We start from the raw sequence: 12,741 nt of genomic DNA on the forward strand, positions 1-12,741 counted from the left end.
TATGCCTTCCTACGCAGATTTACCGCTTCATTACGGGCATGTGCCACCCTGGCTTGCGCAACGTATGAGCCTGCTGGGCGGAGCAATTACAGAGGCAATTGTGATGGATTACGGCCGGGCGGAATTCCTGCGCCGTATGAGCGACCCGTGCTGGTTCCAGGCGCTGGGCTGTGTGTTGGGTATGGACTGGCATTCCTCCGGCATCACCACCAGCGTGATGGGCGCGCTCAAAAAAGCGCTTAATCCCCGCGCGGCAGAACTGGGCATCTATATCTGCGGCGGTAAAGGCAAGCATAGCAAGCAAACCCCGAGGGAGCTGGCGCTGATCGCAGATAAAACGGGCCTCCCCGGCGATCAGCTGATCTACAGCAGCAAGCTCACCGCAAAAGTGGATAATACCGCCATACAGGACGGCTTTCAGCTGTACCTGCACTCCTTCATCCTGTCGGCAGACGGCGACTGGGCCGTGGTGCAGCAGGGCATGAACGACGATTCCGGTATGGCCCGCCGTTATCACTGGCATTCCAGCGCTTTTGAGTCATTCACGGAAGCGCCGCATACCTACATCTACGGCCATAACCAGGGCCTGATCCTGAACCTCACCGATGTCAATGCCGGCCATACCAAAGCCGGGATTTTGGAACTGGTGAAGGAAAAACCCGCCCACCTGCTGCCGGAAATCCGTAACCTCGTTATGCCGTCGCACCACGAGCTGCGCGCGGAAAACGTGAACCTGAAGCGGCTGGGAAGCGTGCTGGCATTGGCTTACGACACCAGGCCGGCGGACTTCGAATCCCTGCTGATGCTTGAAGGCGTAGGCCCGAGAACGTTACAGTCGCTCACCCTCGTCAGTGAAGTAATACACGGCACGCCTTCCCGCTTTGAGGACCCCGCCAGGTTTTCCTTTGCGCATGGCGGCAAGGACGGGCATCCGTTTCCCGTGCCGCTGAAAATCTACGATGAAACCATTTCAACGCTAAAGGACGCCCTGTACAAAGCAAAGATTGGCGCCTCCGAAAAAAAGGACGCCATCAATAAGCTGTCGCAGATGGCAGCCAATATCGAAAAAGACTTTATTCCAAACACCAACTTTGACAAGCTGATTGAAGAAGAACGCAACAACTCCTGGCGCTACAAGGGCCGCACCGTATTCGGTAAGGCGCAACCGCCGAAGCAGGGGGATCAGCTGTCATTGTTTTAACCGTATCCTGATATTTTGAATACTACGATCGATTACAACACGCTCAGCGTGCCGCAGGCTACCCTGCTGCAAAAAGAGATGAAGGAAAAAATCGTCCTCTCTCCTTTTACCGGGAAAATCAATTATGTGGCCGGCACGGATATTTCCTTTGATAAATTCAGCACGCATGTATTTGCCGGCATTACCATCCTCAGCTTTCCTGACCTGAAGCCAGTAGCGTATAGCCTTATCCGTAAGGAAGTGAACTTCCCCTACGTGCCGGGCTATCTCGCATTCCGCGAAGTGCCGGCATTGCTGGACGCCTGGGAGCAGCTGGAAATCAAACCGGACGTAGTAGTGCTGGATGGACATGGCATTGCGCATCCCCGCAAAATGGGCATCGCTTCCCACTTTGGCGTATTGATCAACCGGCCTACGCTGGGTTGCGCCAAGAAGAAGCTCTTCGGAAAATACGAGGAGCCTGCCGAAGAAGCAGGCGCATGGAGCGTTTTATACGATAAGCAGGAGCAGCCTATCGGCAGCGTGCTGCGTACGAAGAAAAATGTAAAACCCGTATTCGTCTCTCCCGGCCACCTGACGGACATTGCGGATAGCCGGCAGATAGTGGAGCAATGCATCACCAAATACCGGCTGCCGGAGCCTACGAGGCTGACCCATAATTTCGTGAACCAGTTCCGCCTGGGCGCCCTGGAACCGGGCTTTCACCGGCTCTAACCCTTAGAATCCGATCCATGCAATGGCGGCCTTTTTCACCGTTCCCTCCCGCTTCAGGAGAATGGTAGCGTAGGTACGGGTGGCGGCGTTATAGTCGCTCGCGCCCAGCATACAGGCATAGCGCTTATTCACTTCCGGCATGCCGAAGAGGTACATGCGTTCAATCTTTTTGTTGTAGTAGCGGTAACATACAAAGCTGGCGTCGTCCGCGAACTTCAGGGGTTTCTTTACCCGGTCGCTGCCGCCTGTATCCAGGTATTGCAGGTAGTCGTTGAAGAGCATGAAGGTTACGTCCGGGAAGTTCAGGAAGTCGTACGACACGTATGGGTTCAGGTTCAGCGCGGCAATTTTATTGCGGAAGCTCCACTCGCTTTTACTGCGCCGGTGCTGGAAGAAAGGCTGACAGGTACCGGTGATCACCTGGTATTTGGATAAGGACCAGGTAGCGTCCTCCTTGCCCAGCGTATCTAATTCCGCTACGCCGGCATCGCCCATATTGGAATGCATGTTCGCCAGCTGGTTATTTCCCTGACGGAAGTAGCTGAGGTTTTCCAGCATGATGGTGCTGCTGCCGTCGTTGTTCATGATCCAGTTTTGCGGGATGCCTTCGTATTTGTCTTTATAGTTCAGGTTCGTTTCCACGTTGCGGCTCAGCTCCGGGTAGCTTAGCACCGGGTGTTTGCGCAGTTTTCCCTCCTCTGTGAAAATATTCATCAGCGTACCGCTGTTCCCCCCTTTTCGCTCGGAAGGCACGAATAACAGCAACCTTACTTCTTTAAATGCCGGAACGGTTTTTACCAATCCGCTCACGTTGTCATAATTGTGCGTATAGGCGATCACGTTATGGGAAAAGGTGGTGGAATCAGGCGTTAACCGGCTCAACACCACTTTAGACCAGGAGGAGTTATTCCGTTTTTTCGTATTGAATCCCGTAGTGGCGAGGTACACGTCCCTGCTGTCCTGCACGGCCATGTGGATGTAGCTGAAGTAGGCGAAGGCGGAGTCCTGCATGTAAAAGTAGCCGGTATTGATCAGCTCATGCTGCGGGGAATAATGCCGGACGATGATGCGGTGTTTCACATTCTCTCCCGGGAGTATCTCGTGGCCGGAGAAGAATGCAACGGCATAGTAATCGGACCGCTGGTCCTTTTCCACGAAGCAGTCATGCGAGGCGACATTGTTTTGCGCAAAGGCCGTTTTGAGCCTTACAGAGGGCAGCTCGCCCAGGAGCTGCTCCTGCTGCAGCTTCCCGGTGTTTTCGTTTAGCACCAGGCGGAATATCCGCGGCGTATCGTTGACCAGTTGTTGCAGGAACAGGACTGGTTGGCCATTGATTTGGAAGATAGCGTCAATTTCAGTGTTTTCGAGGTCGCGGCTGTTCCAGAGATTGGTTTGCAGGGTATCGCTGCTGAGTTGTTCTCTTTTGTTGTTGTACATGCGTACTTCCAGGCCGGCGGTTCTGGAAAAGTGGAGGTAGCAGGTGTTGCCGTTTTTGAGTTGGAGGAGTTTGTCCCAACCGTCGCCGGGTACTTCAAATTCGGTGCTGAGGTTTACCACAGGGTTTTGCGCCCGGGTGAGGAAGGCGTAGCAGAGGATAGGGAGTAAAAGCAGCCACTTGCGGGTATAGTTCATTAGATTATTGATTAATAATTTCAAATATATGAAAATTATTAATTTTTAACAGGAGTTGGTTCGGGGCCTTCACCTCCCCCGAACCACCTTCCCTCAAATCTCCCATCAGTCAAACCGCTGCCGCTGTATCCGCACCGCATTCAATATCGCCAGCAACGCCACGCCCACATCGGCAAACACCGCCTCCCACATCGTAGCCAGCCCGCCAGCGCCCAGCAGCAACACAATCCCTTTCACCACAAACGCAAGGGTAATATTCTGCCAAACGATCTTCTTCGTAGCGCGCCCGATCCTAACGGCCATGGGTACACGCGAAGGCTCGTCATTCTGTATCACGATATCCGCCGTTTCTATCGCGGCATCGCTGCCAAGGCCGCCCATGGCAATACCGGCATCGCTGAGCGCAATCACCGGCGCGTCGTTCACGCCATCGCCCACGAAGGCAACGCTGCCCTTTTGCCCGCGGATCTCTTTAACGCGGGCCACCTTGTCCTCCGGCAGCAGGTCGCCATAGGCCTGTGCAACGCCTGCCTTTTCCGCTACGTAATTCACTACGGCTGCCTTATCGCCGGATAGCATTACCGTATGAATGCCCAGCGCTTTCAGCGCCGCCACGGCGCCCGGCGCATCCGGCTTAATTTCGTCCGCAATGGTGATCATACCGGCATACACGCCATCCACCGCTACCGCCACCACCGTCAGCGGAATATTTTCCGCAGCGGTATCATAGGCAATATTGAACTTCCGCAGCAACCTGAAATTCCCCACTAACAATCGTTTACCCTTCACCGTGCCCGAAAGTCCGTGCCCCGCGATCTCTTCCATCTCCCCCACCTCCAAAGCCAAGGCTTTATCTCCAAGGTACTCGCGGATAGCCGTAGCCACGGGATGCGTGGATTTGCTTTCCAGGGCGTTCACCATCGGCAGCAGTTCCGCCGCGTCAAAGCCCGGCTGCAACGCTACTTCCTGCACGGCGAACACCCCTTTGGTCAGCGTGCCGGTTTTGTCCATCACCACGCTTTGTATGGTGGCCATTACATCCAGGTAGTTGCTGCCTTTGAACAGGATGCCGTTGCGGCTGGCGGCGCCTATACCGCCAAAGTAACCCAGCGGTATGGAGATCACCAGCGCGCACGGGCAGGAGATTACCAAGAATATCAACGCCCGGTACAACCAGTCGTTAAACACATAATGCTGTACAAAAAAGTACGGCAGCAGGCAAATCCCAATCGCCAGAAACACTACTGCCGGCGTATAAATCCGGGCAAACTTCCGGATGAATAATTCCGTCGGCGCTTTCTGCGAGGTAGCATTCTGAACCAGTTCCAGGATGCGGGACAGCTTACTGTCCGCATACGGCGAAGTCACCTTCACGTCCGCTACGGTATTGAGGTTGATCATACCCGCCAGCACCTGCTGCCCTTTCGTTTTTGTATCAGGCTTGCTTTCGCCCGTTAACGCAGCAGTATTGAAAGAGGCGTTTTCGGAAACCAGTTCCCCGTCCAGCGCCAATTTTTCCCCTGGCCTAAGCTGAACGATAGTCCCGACCGGAACCGAGGCGGCTTGCTGACGCTGCGCTAGACCTTCTCTCAAAACAGTAACTTCATCAGGGCGCTGATCCAGCAGCCCTTTGATATTGGACTTAGCCCTGCTCACAGCGGCATCCTGGAACACCTCGCCCACTGCGTAAAAGAGCATCACCGCCACTCCTTCCGGATACTGACCGATGTAAAAAGCGCCCACCGTGGCAATGGTCATCAGCAGGAATTCACTGAACACATCGCCCCTGATGAGCGTACGCCAGGCGTTTACGATCACCGGCAAGGCCACCGGCACATAGGCCAGCAGGTAAAAGCCGAGTCGCGCGTAGCCGTGGAAGCCCGCCCGGGTGTTGTCCAGCACAATGCCCGTCAGCAACAACACCAGGCTTACCACGCAAGCAATAAACTCAGCGGATTTCCACCACTGCGCGCCGCCGCTTTCATGGTCATGCCCATGATCGTGCCCGGCATGCGCATCCTGCGGTGGTATTCGTTTTTTCCCTTCGTTGGTTGAACAGCATTCTTGTCCCATATCTTTGATTTTAACGGATGTTGAAATTAATGTCCTTCGTGTTCACCGCTGTTTTTCATTTTCGCCAGCAGGTCATACGCGCCTTTTATCACCAGCGCATTTTCAGGCGTGTCCGCCGGCAGCGTAATGGCGGTGTAGCCCAGCTCTGTATCGCCCTTCTCCACCGGCACCAGCTTAAAGAGTTGCAGGCTGTCCTTCCCTTCCACGCCGGTTTGCACAAAAACATAATCCTTATTGTCAAAGTTCACTATCGCCGATTCAGGTACCGCCTTCACCTTTCCCGCGCCGGTTTCTATCAGCGCCTGCAGGTAAGTGCCCGGCAGCAGCTCCGTATCCTCCTGGTCCAGGTGGCAATGCACGCGGATCGTCCTGTCCTCGCTGATTTCACGGCCTATCAGGTGAACGGTGGCCTTGCGGGTACGCGATTCATTAGCGAGGGTAAACAGCACATGCTGCCCGATCTTCAGCTTCGGAATATCTTTTTCAAACACGGTCAGCTCCGCATGCAAATGCTCGGTGTCGACTATACGAAACAGCACATCCGCCGGCGTTACATGCTGCCCCAGGTTCACGTTTACCTGTGTTACATACCCGCTGATAGGCGCGTAAATATTGATAGTGGATTTGATGTTCCCCTGGTTAAGCCCGGCGGTATTGATGTTGAGCATGCGCAACTTCTCTTTCAGGCCACTGGCTTTGACGGACAGTGTTTGCCAGCTGGCTTTCGTCTGCTGCAGGGTCTTCAGCGCATTCACGTTCTCTTTGGCCAGCTCCTGCTGCCGTTCATATTCCACTTTCGCATACTCGAGCTGACTCAGGGTTTCCAGGTAATCCTGCTGCAATTGAATATACTCAAGATTTTCCAGAACGGCGATCACCTGGCCCTTCTTCACCGGCATGCCCTGCAACAGCGAAGTTTGCTTCACGAATCCGCCCATAGGCACGGCAATGCTCACCTGCTGCTGGGGCGGCACATCCAGCAAGCCCGCCACTTTAATCGTGCTGCTGATTTCCCTCATTTCCGGCGCTCCCAAAGTAATGCCAACGGTGCGCGCCTGCTCACCGGTAAGCTCCACCTGATCCTCATGCTCTTCATGGGCCTCTTCGCCGGCTTCGGCCACCGGCTTGGTTTTGCAGGAAATGAGCAGCCCCAGTGCGAGCGCGCTGCTTAGAAAATATTTATAGGATGCATGCATCTTCATAGTATTCAGTTATTATTGATTACCGGCCAGGTAGTTGAGGTAGCAGGCCGCGATTTTATTGTCCAGTAAGGATTTCAGGTAACCCTGGCGAATATTGAGCGCCTGTTCCAGGTTCAGAAAATGTTCGGCATAACCGATTTCGCCGGCGCTGTACGCGAGTTGCGACTGCTTTACAATCAATCCGGCATTCGGCAGGGCGGACTGCGTGTAATAACGCAGGTTCTCCATTTGCTTGACGTACTGCTGAACCGCTTGCGTGTATTGACTTTGCAGCTGTATGCTGTTTTGTTCGAACGTAAGCGTGGCCGCCTGCTCCTGCTGCGCCTCCGCTTTCACGCGGGCCCGCATCGGCCTCGCCCAGACGGGCAGCGCCAGCCCCACCTGGAATCCCTGGAAACGGTTGCCCCCAGTGGCCAGCGGGGCGCCGGAAGCGTTTACCGGCGTGCCTATGAGCGACTGGTTAAAATACCCCAGCGTAATATCCGGGAGTATCGCATTGGCATATACTTTCTGCTGCTTGTCCGCCGTAACGGCCTGCTGCTGCAGGTATTGCAGTAAAGGATGTTGGGAGATGCGGGTGCTGTCAAACACCGGCGTCAGCGTTACATCCGCCAGGCTTCCTTCCGCCGGCAGCGGTAAAACATCCGCTTCGCTCATGCCGGTGAAAGCTTTCAGCCGGGTGGTCGCGATTTTCATATCCGCTTCGTTCTGCCGCAACAGGTTCTCTACTTCCTGTTTTCGTGTATCCGAAGCCGTTTTCTCCAGCATCTTGCCCTCCCCGGTGCGGTACCGGAGCTCCGCCTTTTTTGCAAAGGCATTGAAGAGGCTGTCCTGCTGCAATAGGAGCGCCCGCTGTTCCTGCAAATACAACAATTGCAGGTAAGCTTCCTTCACCTGGTAGGCCAGTTCGTTGCTGGTATTGGCTTTCAGGAAGCCGGCCTCTTTCAACTGCGATTCGCCCAGTTGCTTCCGCGCACCAAAGTTGGTGGGGAAAGGTATGGCCTGGGTGATGCTGAAATTATTATCGTTTTTCACGTAGCTGTTGTATTGCCCGTATTGCAGGGCTACTTCCGTTTTGCCGATGTCCCCGGCGGTGGGCAACAGCTGCCGGAAGTACTGCACGCGGGCATCCGCCGCCTGCAGGCTTTTATTATGTTGCAAAGCGTATTGCACCGCCCCTTCCATATTCCAGGAAGGCCGCTGGCTGAAAGCCGCCAGTGGCAGGAGCAAGAGGCTAATTAATTTTTTCATGATTCGCTTTTTTATGTTTTCCGGAGAAGCCGTTTTCAAACAGCAGGTACAGGCAAGGCAGCACCAGCAACGTCAGTAATGTGGAGGTTACCAGGCCGCCTATCACCACCGTTGCCAAAGGCCGCTGCACTTCCGCGCCGGCGCTGGTAGCGAGCGCCATCGGCAAAAAGCCCAGGGAGGCCACGCTGGCCGTCATTAATACGGGCCGTAATCGTATAGCCGTTCCCTTTAGTACCCGGTCATAGGCATCCGTAATACCGTCTTTCTTCAAATAATTGAACTCCCCTATCAGCACAATGCCGTTGAGCACCGCCACGCCAAAGAGCGCAATGAAACCCACGCCGGCGGATATACTGAAAGGCATGCCCCGCAGCAGCAGCGCAAACACCCCGCCGATGGCTGCCATTGGGATGGCCGTGAATATCAGCAGCGACTGGCTTACAGAATGGAAAGTGAAATACAGCAAACCGAAGATCAGCAGCAATGCCACGGGCACGGCAACGGATAAACGCTGATTAGCTTCCCGCAGGTTTTCGAACTGCCCGCCGTAACGGATAAAGTAGCCCGGCGGCATTTTCACGGCGGCGTTGATCTTCCCTTCTATTTCCTGCACCACGCTGGCGATATCCCGCCCGCGGACGTTGAAGCCTACGATGATGCGGCGTTTGGCGTCTTCCCGCTGGATCTGGTTTGGCCCCGTCTGCATTTCCACGGTGGCCAGCTGCGCCAGCGGTATCTGCTGCCCGTTGGGCGCTGTTACATACAGTTGGCTAACGTCCGTGAGGCTGGTGCGGGACGCATGGTCCAGCCGCAACACGAGGTCGAACCGCTTTTCGCCTTCATACACCAGCCCGGCGGACTGCCCGGCGAAGGCGGTGTTCACCGTTTGGTTAATGGTTTCAATGTCCAGCCCGTACTGCGCTACGCGGGCACGGTCTATTTTGACAACGATCTGCGGCAAGCCATCCAGCTGCTCCAGGTAGATGTCCTTTGCGCCGGCAGTTTTGCTGACGATTTTGTTGACCTGCGCGGCCAGGGAGCTAAGGGTATTCAGGTCCTCCCCGAATATCTTGATACCTACATCCTGGCGTACGCCCGAAATCAGTTCATTAAAGCGCAGCTGTATCGGTTGGGAAAAGCCGAAGCTCACGCCGGGTATAGCTTCCAGCGCTTCCTGCATTTTGTTGGCCAGCTCCTCCCTGGATTTGGCGCTGGTCCATTCCTTTTGGGGTTTGAGGAGGATGGTGAGGTCGCACGACTCCATAGGCATAGGGTCCGTAGGGATCTCCGCCGCGCCGATCTTGCCGATCACCTCTTTTACTTCGGGGAACTGCCTGCGCAGGATGCCGGCGGCCAGGGTGATCTTGTCCACCGTCTCCGTTAAGGAGCTGCCGGTGAGCAGGCGGGTTTCTACGGCGAAGTCGCCCTCCTCCAGGGTAGGAATGAACTCCCCTCCCATACGCGTAAATAACGCCAACGCCACTACGAAAAGCGCCACCGCGATACCCACCACCCAGTATTTAAAACGTAAAGCCGCTTTGATAGCAGGGTCGTACAGCTTGTGGAAGAAGGCCATCAGCCGGTCGGAGATATTCGGTTTGCTGCTGATCCGCTTGTTCAGGAACAGGGCGGACATCATGGGCACGTAGGTGAGCGACAGGATGAACGCGCCTGCAATGGCAAAGGAAACGGTTTGCGCCATGGGCTTGAACATCTTTCCTTCAATCCCCACCAGCGCTAAAATGGGCAGGTACACGATGAGGATGATGATTTCCCCGAAAGAGGCCGCAGTCCTGATTTTGCTGGCACTGTCGTACACTTCGGCATCCATCTCCGCCTGTGTGAGTTGCAGCGTGGGCCGGCCGTTGAGCCGCGTTACGAGGTGATGTAAAGTTGCCTCCACGATGATCACCGCGCCGTCCACAATCAGCCCGAAGTCAATAGCGCCAAGGCTCATCAGGTTACCGGACACGCCGAATAACTTCATCATCGATACGGCAAAGAGCATGGAAAGGGGGATTACAGAGGCTACGATCAGCCCTGCGCGCAGGTTGCCGAGGAAGATGACGAGCACGAATATCACAATCAGCGCTCCTTCCACGAGGTTCTTTTTGACGGTGCCTACTGCGCGGCCTACAAAATCGCTCCGGTCCAGGAAGGGCTCTATCACCACGCCTTCCGGCAATGTTTTCTGAATGGCCGCCACCCGCTCTTTCACGGCTTTCACCACCTCGTTGGAGTTCTTGCCTTTCAGCATCATGACGATGCCCCCTACGGCTTCCCCGGTTTCGTTGCGGGTGAGCGCGCCGTAGCGGATAGCGTCCCCCAGTTGCACGGTGGCTACATCCCGTACCAGCACGGGCGTGCCGTTGTTCGTATTTTTAACGACTATATTTTCAATATCTGCCAGGGAGCCGATCATGCCTTCGCTGCGGATAAAATAGGCGTTGGGCTTTTTATCGATATAGGCCCCGCCGGTGTTTTGGTTATTGCGCTGCGTGGCGGTAAACACATCGGCAATGCTGATGTTGTAACTCCGCAACCGGTCCGGGTTGATGGCGACTACATATTGCTTCAGCTTTCCGCCGAAGCTGTTGACTTCCGCTACGCCGGGCGTGCCCAGCAGCTGCCGGCGTACGTACCAGTCCTGTATGGTGCGTAGTTCCCGGGCGTCGTATTTGGATTCATAGCCTTTCTGCGGATGCACGACGTATTGGTATATTTCCCCGAGGCCGCTGGAAATGGGCGACATCTCCGGGTTGCCAATGCCGGCAGGGATAAGGCTTTTGGCTTCCGACAACTTTTCGTTTACCTGTTGACGTGCCCAGTAAATATCTACGTCGTCATGAAATACCACCGTTACTACGGACAGCCCAAAACGGCTGATAGAGCGGATTTCAGCCAGCTCCGGGATAACGGCCATGGTTTGCTCCACCGGGAAGGTGATGAGCCGCTCCACCTCCTGCGCAGCCAGGGAAGGCGATAAGGTAATCACCTGCACCTGGTTATTGGTAATATCCGGCACCGCATCCACCGGCAGCCGGGTAAGGGACCATACGCCCCATAACACCAGGGCGACGGTAAAAATGGCAATAGCAAGTTTGTTCCTGACGGAAAACAGAATAATCTTGTCCATTAAAGAAAATGGGTTATAGGTGATCGCACGGCAGTATGGCTGCCGCAAATCCATGAATAATCAGTAAAGGGAAAATTAAGCGATGACCGGCCTCGGAGGCTGCCAGATGGCCCTGCTGCCCGCTGTGGGAATAGCGACCGTATAGTGGGGATAGAGATATTGTTGTTGGGGATGAATAACTGCGTACTGCCAGTGGCTCACCGTCATCAGCTGCACATTGCAGCAGCTGCAAACGCATAAAGGGGAACAGAAGTCCACATGGTCCGAATGCTGCTCCGCAGGAGCGCTGCTAACCGCCGTCAGCGGCATACCCGGCACGGCAGCCAGCGCGTCATTGCAGGGGATGCAGGACAACGCGAGTAAATAAAGGCTGAATATGTACACGAGTATTTTCATCCTTACAAAAATACATAAAAGAGATTAAAATCACCTTATAAAAAACTGCATCCCTGTTGCGCAATTAGGTTTTGTTCCTAAATTAGCCCCATGAACTGTTTAATAGTAGACGATAACAAACTTGCCCGCACCGCCATGAAACAACTGGCGAGCCACGTATCCCAACTGAAGGTAGTGGGCGAATGCAACAGCGCTATAGAGGCGTATAACCTGCTACAACAGGAAAAAATCGACATCCTGCTGCTGGACATTGAAATGCCCGGCATGAGCGGGATAGAACTTACCCGTAACCTCGGTAAAAAAGGGCCGGTGATCATCTTCACCACGGCCAAAAAAGAATATGCCGTGGAAGCATTTGAATTGCATGTGGCGGATTATCTTATCAAGCCGGTGAGTCCGGCCAGGTTTATCCAGGCTATTGACCGGGCAAAGGAGATTTTGGACAGCGCAAACCGGGACGTGCAGGTATCCGAACAGGAATTCGTGTTCATACGGGACAACGGCATACTCAAACGCATCCGTATTGACGACATCCTCTACCTCGAAGCTATGGGCGATTATGTAAAGCTCTATACCCCCCAGAAGTTCCATGCCATCCATACCACCCTTAAAGCCCTGGAGGAAAAGCTGCCGGCGGCCAAATTCATGCGGGTACACCGCTCCTATATAGTGGCGCTGGATAAAATCAACTCCATTGAGGATGGCAGTATTATTATAGAAAAGAGCGCCGTGCCCGTGGCAGACGCTTACAGGGCCGCGCTCAACAGCAGGTTGCGCCTCCTGTAAGAGCCCCTTCCAAATCCCCACCGACAGTTTTTCCCTTTTTACCGACACCCCGGGCCTGTTGAACCAAATACCGCGAAGCGCAGCTGCATGTCGATGTACCTTTAGGTCGTAATCAAAAACAATACATCACATCAAAACTTTATAACCATGAAAAAGTTAGGAATCATGCTCGCAGTTGCTGCAATGGTATTTGTAGGTACAGCTACTTACGCTCAATCTACGGCTCCTGCCCAGAAAGCTAAAACTGAAAAAACAGCTACTGAAAAGAAAGCGCACAAGGGAACTCACAAACACCATCATCACGCAGGTAAAAAAGCACAAAAACCGGCTGAATCCAATAAATAAGTTCG

The 12,741-nt window shown here is 54.3% G+C and carries 10 protein-coding genes; 4 read left to right on the plus strand and 6 right to left on the minus strand.

Annotated elements, in window-relative coordinates:
• The first annotated feature begins 1 nt into the window (after position 1).
• Positions 2-1,201 (plus strand): DUF763 domain-containing protein, encoded by a 1,200-nt coding sequence (locus BOC67_RS12250; RefSeq protein WP_291910615.1) that lies wholly within the window; start codon positions 2-4, stop codon positions 1,199-1,201.
• 15 nt (positions 1,202-1,216) lie between these two features.
• Positions 1,217-1,915, plus strand: coding sequence for a deoxyribonuclease V (gene nfi, locus BOC67_RS12255; RefSeq protein WP_291910616.1), 699 nt, complete (start codon positions 1,217-1,219; stop codon positions 1,913-1,915).
• Between the two features lie 3 nt (positions 1,916-1,918).
• Here the strand turns inward: nfi and BOC67_RS12260 are convergent, their stop codons facing one another.
• The 6 genes from BOC67_RS12260 to BOC67_RS12285 form a co-directional block, all read right to left on the minus strand.
• Positions 1,919-3,571 (minus strand): hypothetical protein, encoded by a 1,653-nt coding sequence (locus BOC67_RS12260; protein WP_291910617.1) that lies wholly within the window; start codon positions 3,569-3,571, stop codon positions 1,919-1,921.
• Positions 3,572-3,652: 81 nt separating this feature from the next.
• Positions 3,653-5,620 (minus strand): heavy metal translocating P-type ATPase, encoded by a 1,968-nt coding sequence (locus BOC67_RS12265; RefSeq protein WP_291910618.1) that lies wholly within the window; start codon positions 5,618-5,620, stop codon positions 3,653-3,655.
• Between the two features lie 26 nt (positions 5,621-5,646).
• Positions 5,647-6,822, minus strand: a complete 1,176-nt coding sequence (locus BOC67_RS12270) for an efflux RND transporter periplasmic adaptor subunit (protein ID WP_291910619.1) — start codon at positions 6,820-6,822, stop codon at positions 5,647-5,649.
• A gap of 12 nt (positions 6,823-6,834) precedes the next feature.
• Positions 6,835-8,073 carry a TolC family protein gene (locus tag BOC67_RS12275; RefSeq protein ID WP_291910620.1) on the minus strand — a complete coding sequence of 413 codons (1,239 nt, stop codon included), beginning with the start codon at positions 8,071-8,073 and terminating at the stop codon, positions 6,835-6,837.
• The gene (locus BOC67_RS12280) at positions 8,057-11,209 is read right to left on the minus strand and encodes a CusA/CzcA family heavy metal efflux RND transporter (protein ID WP_291910621.1); all 3,153 of its coding nucleotides are present in this window, start codon (positions 11,207-11,209) and stop codon (positions 8,057-8,059) included. Before BOC67_RS12280 ends, BOC67_RS12275 begins: the two co-directional genes overlap by 17 nt.
• A 75-nt stretch (positions 11,210-11,284) precedes the next feature.
• Positions 11,285-11,605, minus strand: a complete 321-nt coding sequence (locus BOC67_RS12285) for a DUF6660 family protein (protein WP_291910622.1) — start codon at positions 11,603-11,605, stop codon at positions 11,285-11,287.
• A gap of 90 nt (positions 11,606-11,695) precedes the next feature.
• On the opposite strand from BOC67_RS12285, the gene BOC67_RS12290 reads away from it, so the two are divergent.
• On the plus strand, positions 11,696-12,391 hold the full coding sequence (locus BOC67_RS12290; RefSeq protein WP_291910623.1) for a LytTR family DNA-binding domain-containing protein: 696 nt from the start codon (positions 11,696-11,698) through the stop codon (positions 12,389-12,391).
• A gap of 147 nt (positions 12,392-12,538) precedes the next feature.
• A complete protein-coding gene (locus tag BOC67_RS12295) occupies positions 12,539-12,736 on the plus strand; it encodes a hypothetical protein (RefSeq protein WP_291910624.1) in 198 nt (65 codons plus the stop codon).
• Positions 12,737-12,741 lie beyond the last annotated feature (5 nt).

The organism is Chitinophaga sp. CB10 (genome assembly GCA_001870995.2).
In the GTDB taxonomy this organism is placed as follows: domain Bacteria; phylum Bacteroidota; class Bacteroidia; order Chitinophagales; family Chitinophagaceae; genus Chitinophaga.

Excerpts from the sequence above, each read along its gene's own strand:
- BOC67_RS12250 (WP_291910615.1), top strand. The coding sequence starts at position 2 with ATGCCTTCCTACGCAGATTTACCGCTTCATTACGGGCATGTGCCACCC.
- BOC67_RS12265 (WP_291910618.1), bottom strand. The coding sequence starts at position 5,620 with ATGGGACAAGAATGCTGTTCAACCAACGAAGGGAAAAAACGAATACCA.
- BOC67_RS12270 (WP_291910619.1), bottom strand. The coding sequence starts at position 6,822 with ATGAAGATGCATGCATCCTATAAATATTTTCTAAGCAGCGCGCTCGCA.
- BOC67_RS12275 (WP_291910620.1), bottom strand. The coding sequence starts at position 8,073 with ATGAAAAAATTAATTAGCCTCTTGCTCCTGCCACTGGCGGCTTTCAGC.
- BOC67_RS12280 (WP_291910621.1), bottom strand. The coding sequence starts at position 11,209 with ATGGACAAGATTATTCTGTTTTCCGTCAGGAACAAACTTGCTATTGCC.
- BOC67_RS12285 (WP_291910622.1), bottom strand. The coding sequence starts at position 11,605 with ATGAAAATACTCGTGTACATATTCAGCCTTTATTTACTCGCGTTGTCC.
- BOC67_RS12290 (WP_291910623.1), top strand. The coding sequence starts at position 11,696 with ATGAACTGTTTAATAGTAGACGATAACAAACTTGCCCGCACCGCCATG.
- BOC67_RS12295 (WP_291910624.1), top strand. The coding sequence starts at position 12,539 with ATGAAAAAGTTAGGAATCATGCTCGCAGTTGCTGCAATGGTATTTGTA.